The following is a 21,038-nucleotide window of genomic DNA, read 5'->3' on the forward strand; positions in this document are numbered from 1 at the left end:
GTCTCGCGGGTCGCGTCCTCGCCAACCATGGCGCGCACGGGATCCGCAGGCATCATCCGGCCAATGATGAAGGTAAGTACGAGCAGCCCGAGCAAGGTGATGGCAATCGTGCCGAGTTGTTCGGCGACACGGGTAGACCGCAGCCAGCGAGTTGACATATTTCCTCCCCCTGCCTCCCGAGCAGGTTCAAGTTAAGGCCTCCGATGGCCTATCGAGCTTTGTGATGGGCGAAACTACATAGCGACGCGGGCCAACAGCAGGTTTTTGTATCGCTCAAGACTGCCTTCCAGATGGGCCCTCATAGCCGAGCGCGCGTCATCGGCCGATCCGCGCACGATCGCATTCACGATCTTGCCGTGCTCTTCCTGGAGATGAGGGTTCTTGGGAAGCAGCGAGGCAGCATCCTCTGATGTCGCTTTTGGTCCGGCGGCCACCATTCCGGCTTTGACCAGCATCATCAATTCAGGAAATCGACTATTCTGGGTCGCCTCGGCAATTCGGAGATGCAGGTTGAAGTCAGTGTAACGTGTTGGCTGCTCTTCTTCGATGCTTTCTCCAACATGTCGGTGTGCCTCTAAAATAGCCTCCAACTGAGTTGCAGAGCGACGAGCAGCAGCCAGCGATGCCGCCTCGGTTTCGAATCCAAGCCGTAGTTCTATCAATTCGATAACTGACGAAATCCTCTCCAAAGAGAGGTCTGCGAAAGGGACCGGCTCCTGCACGCGTTCAACGACGAAAGCGCCAACGCCTCTTCGCACCTCGACGAGCCCATCGGACCGCAGAACTGCAATCGCTTCTCTGACGACGGCGCGGCTCACAGAATGCTGGCGAGCAAGCTCGGTCTCACTCGACAGTCTCGCCCCTGCGCCAAGTTCCCCAAGCTCAATGCCTTCACGTAAGGACGCTGTGATGCGTGCAACAAGCGGACGTGCGTCGACAGTGGATACAGCGACGCCTCGGAGCGATGTCAATTTGCTCATTTCAATTCTCCCGATAGAGGATTCGTTCATATCGCAGCGAACGATGTATGACAAGAGTTCGGATCTAGTGTTATGTGGTAGGACAGGAATAAGCGCCCTTGGCAATCAATGCGCGCACAAAATAGCGCAGAAAAATCGGTATTTAAGGAGTTATTGTTTGATCGGCGTACGGATTTTGTCTCGGCAACCGATCAGAAAATGCTGAGTAGGGTATTTACATGTCCTACTGCGCCATGAAATTCTCTGTAACATGTTGCGGAGGGAGCTTCAGCTGAAGCTTCGATCAGATTGCATATGGGAGAGAGCTACAGAATGAAGATCGTGGATGTGCAGGTTCGGACGTTTTGGCATACAACTCATCTGGAAAAAGACACGGATGGTCACGATCATCCAGGGCCGGCTCGGCAGGTGAGGAAATCCCTGCTGACGCTGGTTGCGGAGAACGGGGTAGAAGGGCACGCATTCGCCAGCCCGGAGCAGGTCCGGCCACATCTAGTCGATAGTTACGTTCGACCCGTTCTGTTCAAACAAGATGCTTTCGCGCGTGAACGCTTGTGGCAAGACTTGGCGCATTGGCAGCGCGGCAGCGGTGGCCAGCTGAGTGACCGCACCCTTGGTGTCGTAGATGTCGCGTTGTGGGATCTTTGCGGCAAGTTGGCTGGCTTACCCAGCTACAAGCTAGCGGGATCTTACCGTGATAAGGTTCCGACCTATGGCTCGATCATGTGCGGTGACGAGATAGAAGGTGGTCTCGCCAAACCCGATGATTACGGACGTTTTGCGGAGTGGCTTGTCAAGCGCGGCTATCAGGCAATCAAGCTGCACACATGGATGCCTCCCGTGAGTTGGTCGCCCAACATCGAAATGGATCTTAAGGCTTGCGCTGCTGTGCGTGAAGCTGTCGGCCCATCTGTGCCGCTGATGCTGGATGCTTACCATTGGTACTCGCGCGAGGAGGCCTATGCTCTTGGTAAGGGACTAGAAGCGCTGAATTTCACTTGGATAGAGGAAGTCATGGACGAACAGTCAATGTCTTCTTACGCGTGGCTTGCTGCAGAACTGAAGATTCCGGTGATTGGCCCGGAATCCATGGGCGGCAAGTACAAGCACCGCGCTGAGTGGGTTAAGGCGGGTGCGTGCGATATTTTGCGTACGGGTGTCGAGGATGTTGGCGGCATCACGCCGGCGCTCAAGACGATGCATTTAGCGGAAAGCTTTGGCATGAACTGTGAAGTTCACGGTCATGGCGCAGAGAACCTTCTCATATCTGCGGTCAGCAAAAATTGCCGCTGGTACGAGCGCGGCCTTCTGCATCCTATGCTGGATTACGACGCGTGCCCCGATTATCTCAATGCCATCGATGATCCGATGGATTCTGAAGGTTATGTCTCGTTGTCCCAACAACCTGGCATCGGGGTCGATATCAATCTCGACTACATCAACAGCAATTTGGTCGTGTGAGGACGGCCTACCGCTAGTGCTGGCGGGAGGAAGAAATGTTATGGGAGGAATATCAGTGGCAAATATAAAGCGTCGAAAATTAATCGCGGTTACGGCGGCGATGGGACTGCTGGCTCTACTGCCTTTGGCTGCAGCAGCAAAAACACCCGAGAACCAGCTGGTCGTCGGCTTTTCGATGGCAAACGTGCTCACGCTCGATCCTGCTGGAGCTGGCGGTAAGGAGCGCGTCCAAATTATCACTAACCTCTATGATAACCTCGTTGGCATAGATCCGTCCGACCGTACGTCGCTTATGCCCGAGCTCGCCGAACGGTGGGTCATTTCTGAAGATGGAAACTCCATCCGCCTCACCTTGCGTACCGGGGCCGTTTTTGCCTCTGGAAATCCGGTCACCAGCGAGGATGTCGTCTGGTCCTTTAAACGTGTGCTGGCACTCAACTTGGCGCAGGCCACGAACTTTAAGATCAGAGGTTATACGGCCCAGAACGCCGACGAAAATTTCGTGGCGGTTGACGCACAAACTGTCGAGATCCGCATTCCGCAGAAAACCGATCCGAACATCATTCTGCTGACGCTGGCAATGACCGGCCCAGGATCTATTCTGGACAAGAAGACGGTGCTCCAGAATGAAAAGAATGGAGATTTCGGAAGCGGTTGGCTTGCCACGCATGCAGCAGGTTCGGGCGCATTCGGCTTGCAAATCATGACGCCGAACGAGATCGTGGTCCTGAAGCGAAACGAAAATTACTGGGGAGCGCCGGCGACGATGGACCGGGTTATCATGCGCCACCTGCCAGAATCACAGTCTCAGCGGTTGCTCCTCGCAAAAGGGGATCTTGATATCGCCTACTCGCTGAGCGCGGCGGACCTTAGCACGATGGAAAAAGACGAGGATATCAAGATCATCAACGAGGTCGGGAACGGCCTCTACTATCTGGCAATGTCGATGAAAGACAAGGCGCTATCGGATCCTAGGGTTAGGCAGGCGATCATCAAGCTCATCGATTTTGAAGGGATCAACAATTCGGTCATGAAATATTACGGCGTCGCTCACGTCGATCCGATCCAGATCGGCTTGGGCGGTGAGAAAGGCGTCAAGCCGCCAGCACCAGACGTTGAGGAAGCGAAATCCCTGTTGGCAGAGGCGGGTTACGCCAACGGATTGAAGCTTTCGCTGCACGCACTATCGGAACCGCCTTTTGACAACCTCTCGGTAGCTATACAGGGCGCCCTCACAACAGGCGGTATCGACGTCAACATTATCAGCGGTGGTGGCGAGACAGTCTATGGTCCGATGCGCAAGCGCGACTTTCAACTCGTCGTCGGACGAAGCGGAGGGCAGGTTTCTCATCCCGATGGTGATTTGCGCAGCATCGTCCACAACCCTGACAACAGGGATGAGGCGCAGCTGTCGGGCCTATTGAGTTGGCGCGTGTCCTATAAGGATGACGAACTTAATCGGGCGATCGATGAAGCTCTATTCTTAGCGCCTGATCAGCAGAAGGCGGAGTACGCTAAAATTCAGAAGCTGTACCGAGATAAGGTTCCGGCGATTCAGGCGATTTCTCAGGTCACCGATTCGGTTGCGGCGCGCGCAGACATTAGCGGATTAGTGATCAGCCCAGTCTGGCAAACTCGGCTCTCCACCGTCGGAAAAGCGCGCTAGCGATCTGTGCCTAATAGGCGCGACGCGGATCGATTGATGTATGTTATCGATAATGTCGCCAGCAAGGGTACGTCTCGACGGTGGACGTGCAAGTGGATCAGGCCGGTGCGCGGCACATGCAACCTTAAGAACCGTTTATCGATACTATGTTTCGGGGGCAGGTGTATTGGCCCCCGAAAGGATTGCATAATAAGTCATATGTACGTGGTTCCCAATGTTGGGAACTTGCAGCCTTTTCGTGTAGAAGCTTTCGAGTTGGTGAGGCTACGCGAGTTGGTTTACTCCCACGCTCGACTGTTCTTCCTCGCCGCAACGCGCTGTCCGATTAGTCACGTAATTGCTGTATGCGTCACGGATAAGACCGGGTCGCCAGTTCGTCTCCTTTCAAGAGCGTAACGTCCAGCGGCGCATACGCTCGTTCCAGAGACGGCTGATTGCGTAGCCGAATAAAACCGGATAACAGCACTCATGAAATCAAGAACCGAAAGTGCTGACCGGCAAAAGTGACAGGCAAGACGCTAAAGGGGTTGTTCCTTGCGCACCGGCGGGAACTGCAGGCCTATCTCACACACAAGCTGAAAGACGCAGAAATTGCCGCGGACCTGACGCAAGAGGCATTCCTCCGCTTTGCCGAGCAAAACTCTGCGAGCGGTGTAAACGTTGCCCATGGCCGTTCCTATCTCTATCGCACAGCGCATAATCTCGCGATCGACCATGTGCGGCAAAAGGCGAGGCAGAAGACCGACGCGTCCGCCCATGACGAAATGGCCGCGATCGCTGATGACAAGCCGACGCAGGAAGAGCAGACGGACGCCCGGCAGAAGCTTGAGCTTCTGCAAGCCGCGGTCGTCGAACTGCCGGAACGAACCCGGCAGATTTTCGTGCTGAACCGGATCGAGGGCCTGAGCTATACCGAAACGGCCGAGCGTCTCGGCATCTCCGAAAGCTCTGTGCAGAAACATCTTGCCAAGGCGCTGCTACACGTTACGCAACGGCTTCGGCCACAATAACAGGAAAAATCGCCCGGCCTTTACTGGAGTTGGGACGCTCGAACGTCCTATTCGGAAATAGGTCTGGACCGACGGCACAAGTGACATGGACCGTAGTGTGGGACAAAGATACGACAAAGAGCGCATTGAGGCTGAAGCCGCCGAATGGGTGATCCGGCTGGGCGGCGAACCGCTGTTGCCTGAGGAACGCCAGTCGTTCGAAGGCTGGTGCGGCCAGAGCGCGGCCCATGTACGGGCTCTCGAGTTCGCCCGACAGACCTGGAGCGATCTGGCCGCGCTGCGTCATGCGCCCGGTCCGCTGGCAGCAGACATCGCAAGCGCTAGTCTCCCACAGCGACCTTACCAGCCGGCACCCGCAGCGATCACAAAACTGCGCTCCAGCTTCTGGCGATATGGCGCGGTGGCGGCGATCTGTCTGACCGCAGTCGTCAGCGCCGGAAGCTTCTGGTTCGGAAATCCCGCAACACTCATCGCATCCGACTATCACACGACACCCGGCGAGCAACGTAGAGTCGACCTGCCCGATGGCAGCGTCGTCGAGCTCTCCACCGGCAGCGCCATAGCACTGCATTTCAATGACACCGAACGGCGCGTCACCCTGATTGAGGGGACGGCGTATTTCACCGTGGCGTCTATGGGGCCGACGGAAAAGCGTCCTTTCGTGGTGGAAGGCGGCAACGGGACCGCGACGGCGCTCGGCACGCAGTTCGCCGTGGAGCGCTTGGCGGATGCCGTCCAAGTCTCGGTTGCCGAACACGATGTCCGGGTCGCTCTTTCGGATAATGCGGGCGGCGCAAGACAGGTCGTGCTGTCCCCCGGACAGTCCGTCCGTTACTCTCTGGCTGCGGGTCTCGGCAGGATCAGTAGCCAGGATGTCGAGCAGGCGACCGCATGGCGCCGCGGGCGTCTGATCTTCGATCAAGTGCCGCTGGCGGAGGTGGTGTCGGAACTCAACCGCTATCGCCGCGGTCGCATAGTCATTGCCGGCTCGACGCTTGCCAGCCGCAAAGTCAGCGGTGTGTTCCGGATCGACGACCTCGACAATGCGCTCCAGACTATCGCCAGTGAACTCGGCCTGCGTTCGGCCTCTGCTCCGCCTCTTGTGACCGTCATCTATTGAACGACCTGCTCAGTCTTCGCCAGTCATCAAGCGATTTCAGTGGTTTGCTGAAACCGTAAAAAAAAAGGCGAAAAATCCTTACCGGAAAACATGACTGGATTCGTCTTATTTGCGAACCGGCGAAAGGGGTATTTCGCCGATGCAAATCGAGCAGGACGGAAAGGGTTTCGCAATGGGGATGCAATCAGGGGGCACTCGTTCGAGAAACAAGCGCGCGGGGTCAGTCTGGCTCGCTGCTTCGGCGAGCGCGCTGACGATTACGGCAAGCCTCGCGATGTCTGCATCACCGGTACTGGCGCAGCAGAAGGCGGCGGCCGCGGCAACAGCGGACATGTCGACGCTTGCCTTCAACATTCCCGCGCAGAGCCTCAACACGGCCGTTCTCGCTTTTGCCGACCGCGCAGGCCTGCAGGTGTTCTTTGATGCCGGGCGGCTGAAGGGGCTTCGCAGTTCCGGCGTTCAGGGCACCTATTCGCGGGAGCAGGCCATCGGGCAGCTATTGCAGGGTACCGGTGTCTCTTATCGCTTTACCGGTGCGACCACTGTTTCCCTCGTCACGGCATCGATGACCAACGGCGCGGAAAACGCCGACGATTCCACCGCGCTCAGACCCATCGTCATCAGTAGCCTTGGCAGTACGACCGAAGGCACCGGCTCCTACACGACGGGCGCAATGTCAACGGGCGTGAAGCTGCCATTGTCGGTCAAGGAGACGCCGCAGACGGTCACCGTCGTCACCCGCCAGAAGATCGAAGACAAGTCCTATGAGACCCTCGACCAAGCGGTTGCGGACACGCCCGGCCTGATCGCCAACCAGAATTTCGGGGATGCCCGGTATCAATACTGGTCGCGCGGCCTGATCATCGACAACATGCAGTATGACGGGGTCGCCAATCCCGTGCAGTATTACGCCCGCGACAGCGACGGCGCCGACGACCTGGACATGTACGACCGAGTCGAGGTTCTCCGCGGCGCTTCGGGCCTTGTCACGGGCGCGGGTAACCCATCGGGCGCCATTAACCTGATGCGCAAGAAGCCTCTGGATGAGAAAAAGACGACGATCACCACAAGGGCTTCGTCCTGGGGGAACGCGGAGGCCGTAGTAGACCACTCCACCCCTTTCAATGATGAAGGCACAGTCAGGGGCCGTGTCGTAAGCTCTTATGGTGCCGGTCAGACCTATAAGGATGATTCATTCAACAAGGATGGTCTCTTCTACGGGACTCTTGAAGCGGACGTGGCGGAGGATACGACCGTCAACATTGGGTATAGCTATCAGAAACAGAAGATCGACGGGTACGATTGGGGAGGACTGCCGGTCAAGACCGACGGCTCGTTCTATGATTTCTCGCCATCAGACTTTGTCGGAAACGACTGGCAGTATGTCGATCGCCAACAACATACGGCCTTCTTCGACCTCGAGCATCGCTTCGAGAGCGACTGGAAGCTTAACGTCACTGGTCGGGCATCCTGGTCGAAGTCCGAAATGGCCGCGTCTTTCTCAAGCTACACCGGCTCAGATCTCTACCTTTACGACCGCCTGTTTAACTATGACAATGACGTCTATTCGTTCGATGCCAATCTGAATGGTTCGTTTGAGGCATTCGGCCGCGATCATGACCTGGTTTTCGGTGTCAACGCCAATCGCACGAACCTGAAGATTCTCAATTCTCTCGGTGCTACGACGCTCATCAGCGACCCGTTGAATTGGAGTTCGTCATCCGATTTCGACTACGCGGCGTTCACGCCCTTCAGCCGACTACAGTACCAAACCGAGCAAATTGGCGCATACGCAGCCGGAAGATTTTCAATCACGGACTCCCTTAAGCTTATCACCGGCGCAAGGTTTTCCTGGTACGACTACGACGCCACAACGACCATTCTTTCAACTGGCAAGGTAACGCAGAACCAGATTAACGAAAATGGCGTCTTCACGCCGTACGCGGGCATCGTTTACGACATCAACGACACAATCTCCGCCTATGCGAGCTATACCAGCATCTTCCAGCCGCAATACAATTTCGGCCGCGATGGAAGCCTGCTCGATCCTATCACGGGCACCAATATAGAGGCCGGCCTGAAGGGCGAATTCTTCGATGAGCGCCTCAACGGTACTTTGGCGGTCTTTCAGGTGAACCGCGATAACGTCGCCTCCCGCCTCTCCGACGTATCCTACTGCAATCCTACTATCCTTGCCTGCTGGGAGGGAGTTGACGGCGTACGAACGCGCGGCTTTGAAGTGGAGTTGAGCGGCTTTATCACGGATCGCTGGCTGTTGACGGGCGGCTATACCTATGCGGTATCAAAATACACCGAGGGTCCGTCCTCCGGGGACAAGTTCAACACTCATCAGTATCCGGAACACGTCTTCAAACTGTTCACCACCTACACCTTCCCGAATGAACAGTTCACCATCGGCGGTGGCTTGCGGGCACAGAGCAAGCTCACCTACCAAACCTCTACGATCGATATTGAGCAGCCCGCCTATGCTGTCTTCGATGTGATGGCGAAATACGACTTCACCGAGAACACCTCTCTCCAACTCAACGTCAACAACGTGTTCGACAAGGAATACTATTCGGCTCTCAATAACGGCGTCGGGTATGGCTTCTTCATGGGGGCGCCCCGCAACCTCAAGCTGACGCTGAAGCATTCCTTCTGAACATTATCGGTCCCGGCGCGCAAAGGCACGCCGGATCTTCCAAAATGCCTGCCGGGAATACGACATGCGGCGCTTGCTGATACTTGCACATCTCCTGATCTGGGCGGCCGCCGGCCCCGTCTATGCAGAACCGGCTGGCTTTCCCGTGACCGTCCAGCACGCGCTAGGCACGACTACTGTCTCGTCTCCGCCGAAACGTATCGTCACGATCGGGTGGAGTGTGCAGGATGCGGTCTTCGCGCTCGGTTTCGCCCCGGTCGCGATGCCGAAACACGATATGACCGATGACGGCATCCTTCCTTGGGACGCGCCATTCGTCACCGACCGGAATATCACGTTGCTGGAACCCGGCCTGATCGACTTCGAGGAAATCGCCGCGCTTCGTCCCGATCTCATCCTAGCGGTGCGGTCGGGCGTCGATGCGGTCAGCTTTCAACGACTTTCGCGCATTGCCAGCACTGTGGTCTATCAGTCCGGACCCTGGCTCGCAGGCTGGCAGGAGCAGACGCTTGTTGCGGGCGCAGCGCTAGGCGTTGCGGACCAAGCCAAAGCCCTTGTCGAAAAGACGGGAGATTTCCTGAAGGATCTCGGCGGCCGGTATCCCGTCCTGAAAGACCGGACCTTCGTCTTCGGAACCTATTTCAACGGCGCGAGCGGCATCGTCGTCTATCTACCGGCCGATCCGCGTGTCGCGGCACTGAATGCGCTTGGCATGAAGAATCCGGTCGTTGTGGAAGAACTCGCAGCCGCCAATCCCGGCAAATTCTCCGCATCGCTGAGCTTTGAACAATCCGACCGGATCGATGCCGACCTTCTTGTCATGTGGTATGGCGAAGGCACACGCGAGGCGGCGGAAGCCCAACCTCTCTTCCACACCATCGCTCCTGTCCGGCAGGGCGGCTATGTGGCCCTGGACGATCCAGCCTCGGTCTGGTCGACATCCGCGCTCAGCGTTCTTTCCATCCCATACGGGTTTCCCCGCTTCATGCCGAGGCTCGCCGAAGCCGCCGAACGCGTGGCCCGGCACAGGAGTGAATAGCCATGCCCGACTACTTTCTCGCAGACGTCGTCGCCACCAGCCGGCTCAGTCCCTCGATGGTCCGTGTCGAGTTCGGTGGTGACGACCTCCATCGTTTCCACTCCAGCGGCAAGCCGGACGAATGGATCCGGCTGCTGTTTCCGGAAAGCCGGGGAGGGACGGTGGCGTTGCCCACCTGCACCGACGGCAAGTGGCAGAAGCCGGCCGGCCCCACGCGCCCCTATACCGTACGGAAATGGCATGATTGCTCGTCGCGCCTGATCGTAGATTTCGTGGCGCATGAAGGCGGCGTTGCGGCGGAATGGGCGCTCGCTGCAAGTATTGGCGACAGGCTCGGCCTCACCAATGCCGAGGGACGTTTCCATCTGCCGGAAGACACATTGTGGATCCTTCTCATTGCCGATTTCACCGGCCTTCCGGCTGTCGGCCGTATTCTGGAGGAACTACCCGCCGGATACCGGGTCACGGCCCATGTCGAGGTTCCTCATTACAGCGATCGGCAGACCCTGCATGGCGCCACGGATCTCAGCCTGCATTGGCACGAGAGCTACGGCCATGGCGACCGCCCGACCAGCCTTTTAGACATTGCGCGCTCCGTCAAACTGCCGGATGGACCGGGCTACATCTGGATCGCCGGCGAGGTCACGGCGGCCTCGGAGGCGCGCAAGCACTTCCGCGACGATCTTGGCTTCGACAAGGACCGCCTGACATCGGTCGGTTACTGGATCGAAGGCCAAGCGCGCGGATGAGCGGCACTAATCTTTCATCTGTCGATGATAAACGAGCCAAGGTTGCGGGTAATGTGGGCCGGCTCACTGTTTTGCTGTGCGGTCTCTTCTTGCTATTCGCAGTTTTTGTCACCAGCCTTCTTGTCGGCGCACGTTTTGTGTCACCTGCCACAGTGGTTGATGCCTTGCTGTCTTATGAAGCGAGTTCGGCGGAGCACATCATCGTGCACGATTATCGTCTGCCGCGCACCCTGCTCGGTATCCTCTGTGGTGCTGCCTTCGGCGTGTCGGGAGCACTGATACAGGCAGCGACGAGGAACCCGCTGGCAGATCCCGGCATCCTTGGCGTCAATGCTGGCGCAGCGTTTTTCGTGACGCTGGCGGTCGGCCTGTTCGGCTTCCAATCGATCGAGGCCTATCTCTGGTTTGCCTTTTTGGGGGCGATCGTTGTTACCGTTGCCGTTTACGCGCTCGGAGCGATGGGTCGTGACGGTGCAACGCCCGTCCGCCTCGTGCTGTCCGGTGTGGCACTCTCTGCCGTTCTTGGTGGCATCGGATCTGCCATTACGCTCATCGACCCGCATGCCTTTGACGCCATGCGCTTCTGGTCGATCGGTTCGATTGCCGGGCGTGATATGAAAGTCGTGGAAGCGGTCCGTCCCTTCATCGGGATCGGGCTGCTTGTCGCCTTGATCGCCGCGCGTCCGTTGAATGCGGTGGCGCTTGGCGAGGATCTGGCCCGTTCGCTCGGCGCCAGCATTTTTCGCGCCCGTATACTGGCGCTGATCGCCGTCACGCTTCTTGCTGGCGCGGGAACTGCTGCCGCTGGTCCTATAGGCTTCGTTGGTCTCATGGTGCCGCATTTGTTGCGCTGGTTCACCGGCCCGGATCAACGCTGGATCGTTCCACTGACAATGATTTACGCGCCGGTGTTGCTGATTGCCGCCGACATTACCGGCCGACTGGTGCTGTTTCCGGGCGAACTGGAGGCCGGCATCGTCACGGCTCTCCTCGGTGCTCCGGTGCTGATCCTGTTGGCACGGCGCAGACAAGTGAGCGGGCTATGAGCGCCACGGCATCATCTCGTATCGATTTCGGCCGCTCTGTGCAGGTCGTGCGGCGTTTTGGTGGCCGTCTGTCGGGTCGGTTGGACAGGCTCTCGATATTCATCTGCCTTGTGCTTGCCGCTCTTTCGATCGGAGTTGCGGCGCTCTCTCTGGCAAGCGGCAAATATCCGATCGCTTTGGTGGACGTGTTGGCCGCTTTCGCCGGTCTTGGTGACGAGCAGGTGCGGATGATCGTTGTGGAATGGCGTCTGCCGCGTGTCGCACTGGCGTTCCTGCTTGGCGGCGTGCTCGCCATGAGCGGAGCGATTTTCCAGAGCCTCACCCGCAACCCTCTCGGATCGCCTGACATTATCGGTTTCTCGGCCGGTTCTCACACCGGCGCGCTGGTGGTCATTCTGCTTCTGTCCGGTGGCTACTACGAGACAGCGACCGGCGCGCTAATTGGCGGCATTCTCACAGCGATGGCCGTTTATCTTTTGGCTTACCGGCGCGGCGTGCAGGGTTTTCGCCTGATCGTTGTCGGGATCGGCGTTGCAGCGATGCTATCGGCCTTCAACGCATGGATGATCCGCGAAGCTGACCTTCAGATCGCGATTAGTGCTGCCATATGGGGGGCAGGGTCGCTCAACGGTCTCGGCTTCGAGCAGCTTGTGCCGGTTGCCATCGTGCTATGCATCGCGGGGCCGCTTACTTTGCTTCTGTCCCGTCCTATGCGCCAGCTCGAAATGGGGGACGATGCTGCACGTGCCTCCGGTGTCACCGCCGCCCGCACGCGGCTTTTGCTGATGGTTCTTGGCGTTGCCTTGACCGCCATCGTTACAGCCGCGGCAGGACCGATCTCTTTCATCGCGCTCGCCGCACCACAGATCGCAAAGCGACTTACCCGCTCGGCGGGTGTTGCGCTCATCTCGTCCGCGCTGACGGGCGGGCTTCTGCTGCTCGCCGCCGATTGGGCCGCGCAGCACGCTTTCGGTGCCCAGCTTCCCGTCGGTGTCATGACGGTGAGCATCGGCGGCGTCTATTTCATATGGTTATTGATACGGGAGGGCCGCAAATGACCAATTTTGAATTTGAATCCGGCCGGCTTCGCGCTGAGAACGTGACGCTGCGCTATGACGAGCGCACGATTTCCGAAAACCTGTCCATTGCCATTCCTGACGGCTCCTTCACTGTGATCGTCGGGCCGAACGCCTGCGGAAAATCTACGCTTTTGCGCGCCCTGTCGCGCCTGCTGTCTCCGTCTGCCGGACAAGTCATCCTAGACGGCAGGAGCATTTCCGATCTTGCGTCCAAGGACGTCGCCCGTTGCCTCGGCCTGCTTCCGCAAAGCGCGGTCGCCCCTGAGGGCATTACCGTTGCCGATCTGATCGCGCGTGGCCGCTATCCGCACCAATCATTCTTCCGGCAATGGTCGACGGCTGATGAGGAAGCCATCATTGACGCGATGGGGGCAACCCGCGTCACGGATCTGTCCGGTCGTCTGGTGGACGAGCTTTCTGGTGGTCAGCGCCAGCGTGTCTGGATCTCAATGGTGCTGGCGCAGGAAACGCCGATTCTGCTGCTGGACGAACCGACCACCTTCCTCGACATAGCCCACCAGATCGAGCTCATGGACCTGCTGGCGGATCTGAACGGCCAGGGGCGCACGATTGTCGCTGTGCTGCACGACCTCAACCATGCCTGCCGCTATGCCTCAAACCTGATCGCCATGAAAGGCGGCGCAATCATCGCCGAAGGCAAGCCGTCTGCTATCGTCACCGAACGACTGGTCGAAGATGTGTTTGGTCTTCCGTCCGTCATCATCCAGGATCCTGTTTCCAATACACCGCTGATTGTGCCGAGGGGGCGACAGACGCTCGATGCAGCGGCACCGCAGGTGACGCCGCTGGATACATCCCGCCGTCCGGGAATGGAGCAGCATCGTGACTGATCTGCTTAGGCGCTTCGTGACCTATTATCGCCCGCATCGCGGTCTGTTTGCACTCGACTTCGGCAGTGCGGTTATCGCCGGCATGCTTGAGCTTGCGTTTCCGGTTGCCGTCACACTGTTCATTGACAGACTTCTGCCGAGCAATCAGCTCGGATTGATCGCGCTCGCCGTCGCCGGGCTGTTCCTGATCTATCTGATAAACGCAGGCCTCCAGGTTGTGGTGACTTATTGGGGCCATATGCTGGGGTTGAAGATCGAGACCGAGATGCGCAGGAAGGCTTTCGATCATCTACAGAAGCTCTCATTTGGCTTTTTCGACGAGCACAAGACCGGACATCTGGTGGCGCGATTGACCAAGGATCTCGAGGAGATCGGGGAGGTCGCGCATCACGGACCGGAGGATTTGTTCATCGCGGTGATGACACTCATCGGCGCTTTCCTGCTGATGCTCTCGGTCCATGTACCCCTTGCTGTCCTGACGGGCCTTATCGTTCCGCTGACGGCTGTGGTGACGACGATCTACGGCAAGCGCATGACGGCGAACTGGCATGCCCTCTATCGTAGGGTGGGGGAATTCAACGCCCGTATTGAGGAAAACATCGGTGGTATCCGGGTGGTGCAGGCTTTTGCCAACGAGGAACACGAGCGGACGCTGTTTGCCAGCAATAACCGCGACTACCTCGTTACCAAGCTCGAGGCCTATCGGGTCATGGCCGCGTCCATGTCGCTCTCATACCTGTCGATGCGCTTCGTCCAGGTCGTGGTGATGCTGGCAGGCGCCTGGTATGTCACGCGCGGTGAACTGACCGCTGGTGGTTTTGTCGGCTTCCTGCTTTTGGTCGGTGTTTTCTTCCGGCCGATCGACAAGATCAATTCGATCATCGAGACCTATCCAAAAGGGATTGCCGGGTTCCAGCGCTATACGGAATTCCTTGATCGGCAGCCCGATATCAAGGATCGGCCTGGTGCCAATACCATTCAAAGGTTGGACGGACGCATTACCTATCGCGATGTCCATTTTGGCTACCGCGCCGGCATGCCGATATTCGCTGGCCTGAACCTGTCGATCGAGGCTGGGGAAACCATCGCGTTCGTCGGCTCCTCTGGTGCCGGCAAGACGACGATCTGCGCACTCCTGCCACGCTTTTACGAGGTGACTGGCGGCGCCATCAATATCGACGGAGTGGACATCAGGGATATCACTCTCAATAGCCTTCGCTCCAATATCGGGATCGTGCAGCAGGACGTCTTCCTGTTCGCCGGGACCATTCGGGAAAACATCGCCTATGGCCGTCTCGGTGCCAGTGAGAGCGAGATCATCGAAGCGGCACGCCGAGCCCGTCTTGACGATGTCATCGCAGCCTTGCCTAACGGTCTCGATACTGTCATCGGCGAGCGCGGCGTCAAGCTTTCCGGCGGGCAGAAGCAGAGGCTGGCGATCGCCCGCATCTTCTTGAAGAACCCTCCGATCTTGATCCTCGATGAGGCAACCTCTGCGCTAGACAGCGAGACGGAACGAGCCATCCAGCAGTCACTTGCCGAACTTTCGCAGGGGCGCACAACATTGGTCATTGCTCACCGACTGGCAACCATCACCAGCGCCGACAGGATTGTCGTCGTCGAAGATGGACACATCGTGGAGGAGGGAAGCCACGACCGCCTATTGGAGAATGCAGACGGGCGATACCACGCACTTCATGCCGCGCAAAGCAGAAGCAATGCAGCCTGAGAACCGGGAGCCCGCATGTTTACGGTCGAGACGGCAGACTGAACTCGCGGATCAAAATCACGGAAGATAAAATCATGAAGCTGAGACGAGAGACCGAAGTGGCGATTGCAATTTTAGTCGCCTGTGCCAGATCGAATGACTGCCGCCTGAAGACCGCGGATGCCGCAAAGGTCGCCGAAACCACGACCGACTTCGCGGCACATGTCGTCTTGAAGCTTGTGAACGCTGGCTTTCTGAAAACCAAACGTGGCCGAAACGGCGGACTGGAGCTCTCGGGATCGGCAAATGCGATCTCGTTGTGCGATGTCATCTGTCGGGTGGACGACCAGCGTCCCGCAGCTTCGGGCCGGATAAAAGCGAAAGACGAGCAGGTGAAGTACCGCCCTCTCAGCCAGATCATCCTCGGCGCGAACAACGCGATCCAAACCTATCTCGATCTCTTTTCCATTGCGGATCTGGCTAAAATCGAGGGACGATCTGAGGCAGGTGAATTCCGCGAGGGCTCGGGAAAAATACGCGAGAGGCGGCCTGCAAAGCGCGATCTTGCTGTGAGCAGCAATTTCTAGCGAGATTCATACACTTGGGATCTTGATTCCGATGGGGCGGCGGTTCGATTCCGCTCAAGACCCAGGAAATTTACAAGTCTCCCTGCGTTCAGGCCCCCGCAACCAAAAATCCCCATTCGAACCCAAAAGATATCGCTGGCGAGAAGACCTCTTCTTCCCTGGCGATGTAGCTCATCGTTCTCAAGGACCATAAGCTCAAGGGTCAGCCTCCCGAACGGGAAAAAGCCTGACCCAGAAACCAAATCTTCCTTCAAAAGGCAGAATACGCCAAACGAATCGTGATGATGTGCTTGAATAGGTTTTCTGTCAGCTCTCTACTGTCTCGGCGGCATTGTGTGCGTGGTTCGTCACGCCGCTTCCTATTCGGCGATAGTGAAAGGCATCCTGCCCGGATATCGTTGCCTCCTCGATCAATCCTGCCATACGCGCGTGAAAGGGAGACTTGATGCAGGCGGGATCTGTTGCAGCGGCATTGCCTGCAATCGCCATAGCCTGACAGCGGCAACCGCCCCAGTCTATTTCCTTGCGGTCGCAGGTGCGGCAAGGCTCCGCCATCCAATCCGTGCCGCGAAAGGCGTTGAATGCCGGGGAAGCGTGCCAGATATCGGCAAGGCTTTTCTCACCGAAACGTTCGAAAACAAGACCCGGTATCGTGCCGGCCGCATGGCAGGGGAGGACAGTGCCGTCCGGCGCCACCATGAAGGCGTCGCGTGCCCAGCCGCCCATGCAGGGTTTGGGGTAGATCGCAAAATAATCGGGCGTGACGAAATCGATGGCGAGAATGCCGTGGAGCCGCTCCTGTGCTTCCTGCACGACATTCACCTGCCGTTCGACGGAAGCGCGGTCCGGCATCAGGGAATTGCGATTGAGAAGCGCCCAGCCGGCATATTGCACATTGGCGATTTCCAGTCGCTCGGCATCAAGCTTCAGTGCCAGCTCGATAAAAGCCGGTATCTCATCGATATTATGGCGATGGATCGGGGCGTTGATCGTTAGAGGCAGGCCGGCTGCACGCACTTTTCCGGCCGTCTCGATCTTTTTGAAATGTGCGTCGCGATAGTTCCCGATCTTTTCTGTGGTGGTCGCCAATGCTCCTTGAAAACTGATCTGGACGTGATCCAGCCCTGCCTGCACCAGATCGTCGATCCGTCCTTCGCGAATGCCGACGCCGGCGGTGATCAGGTTCGTATAGACGCCGCGATCACTCAGCCGGCGGACCAGTGTTTCGAGATCCGGCCGTAGCGTCGGCTCGCCTCCAGACAGGTGAATCTGCAGCACGCCGAGATCGGCTGCCTGATCGAACAGGGACAGCCAGCCTTCAGTTGCCATTTCACGGTTTGCCTTCAGAAGTTCGAGCGGGTTCGAACAATAGGCGCATTGAAGCGGACATCGATGCGTCAACTCGGCCAGCATGCCGATCGGTGGAAGGACCGTTTCGCTCATAACGCCACCAGCGACCGGTCGGACCAGTCCTGCAGAAAGGTCTCGACGTCTGCGGTTATCTCTTCGATGGGTGCGTCGTATTGCATCGACAGTTCCTCCAGGATCTGGGTCACCGAATGCGTGCCGTCACATAGTCTGAGAATGTCGAGGCTTACGTCGTCCGGCCAGAACACCTTTTCCGGTGACAACAAGGCCCAAGCCTGACGGACTTTATCATATTGCAGCCGGACATGTGGTTTCAGTGCCGGCGTCGATCGGTGAGAAAGAAGGATGCGCTGCCTTTGCGGTGTCATCATGGCTGTTTCGGATCAAAGGCGCCCGGCGGAATGTGGCCGTGATCGCCGTAAGCCTGCTCCAATGCATCCAGCATGGCCCAGAGCAGGTCGCATTTGAAAACGAGGGCATCGATCACTGCCTGCTGTTTCTCCGGCGTATCCGCATGCTGCCGGACATAGGCCAGCGCATAATCGGCATCACGCGACGCCTGCACGGGCCTCGGTTTGAAATATTCCAGGATATCCTCGGTGACGTAATCATACCGCGCGAGCATGGCGGGCACTCGCTCGCTGATGATGACCGGCGAAAACAGCTCGGTGAGTGAGGAGGCCACTGCTTCCAGAAGGCTTCTGTCGGTACAGAAGGAAAGATATGCGCCGACGGCGAAGCGCGTGGCCGGCAGGGCTCCGCGCTGACTGGCGACAAAATCCCGATCGAGCCCGAGGCCAGTCGCAAGCTTCAGCCAGCGGGCAATGCCGCCATTCCAGCCGTCATCGCCGTCATGATCCTCGATCCGTTTTCGCCACTCCGCACGAAAGGCGGGGTCTTCCGCATGCGACAGGATCATCGCGTCCTTGCGGGGGATGACGGCCTGATAACAATAACGGTTGAGCGCCCAGGCCTGCAATTGTCCCTTCGAAAGCTGGCCGGACGTCATCTTGTGATGCAACGGGTGGCGGTTGTGATAACGGGACAGGCCTATTTCGCGCAGGACGCTTTCCAGTGCATCCGGTGTCAGTCCATCGCGTGCGGCAGCAGCAAACTCGTTCACAGGCGGATCTCCATTCCGTCATATCCAATCTCCCAGCCACTCTCCCGTACTGTCGCCGCCTGGGGGGAACGATCGTCGAGGATGGGATTGGTATTATTGATATGCACATAGATCCGTCGTCCGATCGCAAGATCCGACAGAGCGTGCATCGAACCTTCAGGGCCGGAAATATGCAGGTGGCCCATGCGCTTCCCCGTCTTTGCGCCGACGCCGGAGGTCAGCATCTCGCCATCGGTATAGACGGTGCCATCGAAGAGCAGGCATGCGGCCCGATCCAGGCGTTGCTTTAGGTCGCCATCGATGCGGGCGCAGCCCGGAATGTAAAACACGGCTGATGCGGCATCATCAGACATGATCTTCAACCCAATCGTATCGCCCTCTTCGGTGCCAAAACCCTGTTCGGCCTTGGCTTGATCTTCCAGGAAAAGGGCAATCTTGCCCGGCACCGCGAAGACTTCCACCGAAATGCCGGTCGGCACGTTCTGCCAGTTCAGAATGGGTGAGACCTGATGCAACGGTAGTTCGCGGCGTTCTACCAAGGCCGGATCGACGACGTTAAAGATCGCGTTCTGTTCCAGCACCGCAAGAACGCGGGCCGTGGCATAGATGACGAACCGTTCCCGCTCTCGCAGGCTGAGCAGGCCGGCGATGTGATCGACATCGGCATTGGTCAGCACCACGGCCGAGATCGGGGTGGAGCGTGGTGCAGCCGTTTCGGAAGGCTGTAACTCCGGCGTGGCGGCAATCTGCTGCCGGATATCCGGCGATGCGTTAAACAGCACCCATTGGGTTTCGTCTGCGCTCGCAGCAAGGCTCGACTGTGTTCTGGGGCGGATATGTTCCGCACCTTTTCGGGCATCGCGACTTAAATGGAAATTACAGTTCCATTGAGGGAAGCCACCTCCAGCGGCGGACCCCACAACCTTCAGGTACATGAAAACCATCCCCTGACGAGATCTCGTCACGGCTCAATATCATATCTGAAAGACGCCCCATCCGGGATCCGGATGAGGCTGTTTTAACTGCTTATTTTTTCGACGGAAGTTGTGCGGGAAAGTAACGTGACATTTCCATTCCGACGGCGACGGTGCACATCGCCGGTTTCTTCCAGGTCTTCTTCATAAGTTTCTCCTCCTCATAAAGGGCCTTTTCAACCGGGATCATCATACGCGCAATCCTGCGATGTACAACTGTAGATGAATGCAAAGTTTGAAAGTGCCTTCACATTTACAGGTTGTAATCCGATGCATCTGCGCTAAGCTGATTGAGGCACCGATAATCCATGGCAGATCCGAGCAGCGTCGGAGATGTGTGTTCTTTTGCGAGCATATGGGATGTGTGGTGTCTGTTTTCGTCTTTTTATCTGTTTCAGTTCTTCTTGCGGTTTTGCCTCTCGCGGAGGTCAACGCACAAACTTCATCCGAACCCGGAACACCAGGCCAGGAGAGATCCGAGCCTGAAGCATCCGATGTCAGGCTTGGCTATATTCGCGCCTATGCGCCGCAACTGGCGCTGTCGGTTCTTGATGTGCCGCCGCGTGATGAGGGCGTGGCGGGGGCCAATGTGGCCATATCAGACAACAACACGACCGGGCGTTTTCTGGGGCAGAAATTTTCGCTCGATGTGGTTGAGGTAAAGCCGGATTCGGATGTGCTTTCCGTGTTCGATGCGATGGCGGGCAGGGGGATTTCGACAATCCTTGCTGACCTTTCTGCCGGGCAGCTTCTGACACTTGCGGATGCAGCCCAGGCCAAAGGGATCATCGTCTTCAATGTCGGCGCGACCGACGACCGGTTGCGGGAAGAGGATTGCCGGGCAAATGTCTTTCACACCGCGCCCACGCGCAGCATGCTGGCAGATGGGCTGGCGCAATATCTGATCTGGAAACAGTGGCGGCGCTGGGCTCTGATCTATGGCTCGCATGAACGCGACCGGTTGTTCGCCGACGCCTTGCGCCGGGCTGCGGAGCGGTTCGGCGGAGAGATCGTTGCGGAAAAGGAATTTGCCGATACCGGTACGGCGCGGCGAACAGATAGCGGCGTGGTTCAGATCCAGCGGCAAATGCCGGTCTTCACGCAAGGCCTGGCTGAACATGACGTCCTGCTCGTGGCGGATGAAAGCGAGGTTTTCGGCACCTATGTTCCGTTTCGTACCTGGCAGCCACGACCTGTAGCCGGCACGGCGGGGCTGATGCCTTCCGCCTGGCATCCGGCCAGCGAACAATGGGGCGGCACCCAGATCCAGAACCGGTTCCTCAAGGCGACAGGACGACGGATGCTGTCGAAGGATATGGCGGCCTGGACGGCTGCACGCATCATCGGCGAGGCGGCGACGCGTACGCGGAGTGCCGATCCTAAGGAAATCGCCGGTTTTATCCGTTCCGAAGATTTTTCCATTGCGGCCTTCAAGGGGCAGAAGCTGACCTTTCGGCAGTGGAATTGGCAGTTAAGGCAGCCGGTATTCATCGGTGACGGGCGATCGGTGGTTTCGACATCACCGCAGGAGGGGTTTCTGCATCAGTTTTCCGAGCTCGATACATTGGGCATCGACAGGCCGGAGACGAAGTGCGTGCTGAAATAGGGTGAGGAA

At 57.9% G+C, this 21,038-nt stretch carries 18 protein-coding genes and 1 pseudogene; 13 read left to right on the forward strand and 6 right to left on the reverse strand.

The window, feature by feature from the left end:
* Window positions 1–158: pseudogene (locus HNQ72_RS30785) on the reverse strand (ABC transporter permease); the annotation flags it as partial.
* A 75-nt stretch (window positions 159–233) separates the two neighbouring features.
* The gene (locus tag HNQ72_RS27205; protein WP_183997256.1) at window positions 234–980 is read right to left on the reverse strand and encodes a FadR/GntR family transcriptional regulator; all 747 of its coding nucleotides are present in this window, start codon (window positions 978–980) and stop codon (window positions 234–236) included.
* A gap of 312 nt (window positions 981–1,292) precedes the next feature.
* Here HNQ72_RS27205 and HNQ72_RS27210 point away from each other — a divergent pair, with 312 nt between their 5' ends.
* From HNQ72_RS27210 to HNQ72_RS27265, 12 genes are all read left to right on the forward strand, one after another.
* A complete protein-coding gene (locus tag HNQ72_RS27210; protein WP_183997258.1) occupies window positions 1,293–2,441 on the forward strand; it encodes an enolase C-terminal domain-like protein in 1,149 nt (382 codons plus the stop codon).
* Between the two features lie 55 nt (window positions 2,442–2,496).
* The gene (locus tag HNQ72_RS27215) at window positions 2,497–4,107 is read left to right on the forward strand and encodes an ABC transporter substrate-binding protein (protein WP_244654599.1); all 1,611 of its coding nucleotides are present in this window, start codon (window positions 2,497–2,499) and stop codon (window positions 4,105–4,107) included.
* Window positions 4,108–4,610: 503 nt separating this feature from the next.
* Window positions 4,611–5,117, forward strand: a complete 507-nt coding sequence (locus HNQ72_RS27220; protein ID WP_183997262.1) for an RNA polymerase sigma factor — start codon at window positions 4,611–4,613, stop codon at window positions 5,115–5,117.
* Between the two features lie 85 nt (window positions 5,118–5,202).
* A complete protein-coding gene (locus HNQ72_RS27225) occupies window positions 5,203–6,237 on the forward strand; it encodes a FecR family protein (RefSeq protein WP_183997264.1) in 1,035 nt (344 codons plus the stop codon).
* A gap of 139 nt (window positions 6,238–6,376) precedes the next feature.
* Complete coding sequence (locus HNQ72_RS27230) at window positions 6,377–8,899, forward strand: TonB-dependent siderophore receptor (RefSeq protein WP_183997266.1); 2,523 nt, start codon at window positions 6,377–6,379, stop codon at window positions 8,897–8,899.
* A 64-nt stretch (window positions 8,900–8,963) separates the two neighbouring features.
* A complete protein-coding gene (locus HNQ72_RS27235; RefSeq protein WP_183997268.1) occupies window positions 8,964–9,938 on the forward strand; it encodes an iron-siderophore ABC transporter substrate-binding protein in 975 nt (324 codons plus the stop codon).
* Between the two features lie 2 nt (window positions 9,939–9,940).
* Window positions 9,941–10,687: a siderophore-interacting protein gene (locus tag HNQ72_RS27240; RefSeq protein WP_183997270.1), complete on the forward strand. Its 747-nt coding sequence runs from the start codon at window positions 9,941–9,943 to the stop codon at window positions 10,685–10,687.
* Entirely contained in the window at window positions 10,684–11,733 is a 1,050-nt protein-coding gene (locus tag HNQ72_RS27245) for a FecCD family ABC transporter permease (protein WP_183997272.1), read from the forward strand. The genes HNQ72_RS27240 and HNQ72_RS27245 overlap by 4 nt, the downstream gene beginning before the upstream one ends.
* Window positions 11,730–12,791 carry a FecCD family ABC transporter permease gene (locus HNQ72_RS27250; RefSeq protein WP_183997274.1) on the forward strand — a complete coding sequence of 354 codons (1,062 nt, stop codon included), beginning with the start codon at window positions 11,730–11,732 and terminating at the stop codon, window positions 12,789–12,791. The genes HNQ72_RS27245 and HNQ72_RS27250 overlap by 4 nt, the downstream gene beginning before the upstream one ends.
* Window positions 12,788–13,663, forward strand: coding sequence for an ABC transporter ATP-binding protein (locus HNQ72_RS27255; protein ID WP_183997276.1), 876 nt, complete (start codon window positions 12,788–12,790; stop codon window positions 13,661–13,663). Before HNQ72_RS27250 ends, HNQ72_RS27255 begins: the two co-directional genes overlap by 4 nt.
* A complete protein-coding gene (locus HNQ72_RS27260; protein ID WP_183997278.1) occupies window positions 13,656–15,392 on the forward strand; it encodes an ABC transporter ATP-binding protein in 1,737 nt (578 codons plus the stop codon). Before HNQ72_RS27255 ends, HNQ72_RS27260 begins: the two co-directional genes overlap by 8 nt.
* A 74-nt stretch (window positions 15,393–15,466) precedes the next feature.
* On the forward strand, window positions 15,467–15,958 hold the full coding sequence (locus HNQ72_RS27265) for an RrF2 family transcriptional regulator (protein WP_183997280.1): 492 nt from the start codon (window positions 15,467–15,469) through the stop codon (window positions 15,956–15,958).
* Between the two features lie 306 nt (window positions 15,959–16,264).
* Here the strand turns inward: HNQ72_RS27265 and pqqE are convergent, their stop codons facing one another.
* The 4 genes from pqqE to pqqB are packed head-to-tail and all read right to left on the reverse strand — an operon-like array spanning window position 16,265 to window position 19,393.
* On the reverse strand, window positions 16,265–17,401 hold the full coding sequence (gene pqqE, locus HNQ72_RS27270) for a pyrroloquinoline quinone biosynthesis protein PqqE (RefSeq protein ID WP_183997282.1): 1,137 nt from the start codon (window positions 17,399–17,401) through the stop codon (window positions 16,265–16,267).
* Window positions 17,398–17,697 (reverse strand): pyrroloquinoline quinone biosynthesis peptide chaperone PqqD, encoded by a 300-nt coding sequence (gene pqqD, locus HNQ72_RS27275; protein ID WP_244654600.1) that lies wholly within the window; start codon window positions 17,695–17,697, stop codon window positions 17,398–17,400. The genes pqqE and pqqD overlap by 4 nt, the downstream gene beginning before the upstream one ends.
* On the reverse strand, window positions 17,694–18,449 hold the full coding sequence (pqqC, locus tag HNQ72_RS27280; protein WP_183997284.1) for a pyrroloquinoline-quinone synthase PqqC: 756 nt from the start codon (window positions 18,447–18,449) through the stop codon (window positions 17,694–17,696). The genes pqqD and pqqC overlap by 4 nt, the downstream gene beginning before the upstream one ends.
* On the reverse strand, window positions 18,446–19,393 hold the full coding sequence (gene pqqB, locus HNQ72_RS27285; RefSeq protein WP_308422377.1) for a pyrroloquinoline quinone biosynthesis protein PqqB: 948 nt from the start codon (window positions 19,391–19,393) through the stop codon (window positions 18,446–18,448). Before pqqB ends, pqqC begins: the two co-directional genes overlap by 4 nt.
* A gap of 397 nt (window positions 19,394–19,790) precedes the next feature.
* Here pqqB and HNQ72_RS27290 point away from each other — a divergent pair, with 397 nt between their 5' ends.
* Window positions 19,791–21,029, forward strand: coding sequence for an ABC transporter substrate-binding protein (locus HNQ72_RS27290; protein ID WP_373289511.1), 1,239 nt, complete (start codon window positions 19,791–19,793; stop codon window positions 21,027–21,029).
* Window positions 21,030–21,038 lie beyond the last annotated feature (9 nt).

It is taken from the genome of Aliirhizobium wenxiniae, assembly GCF_014201355.1.
Classification (GTDB): Bacteria; Pseudomonadota; Alphaproteobacteria; order Rhizobiales; family Rhizobiaceae; genus Neorhizobium; species Neorhizobium wenxiniae.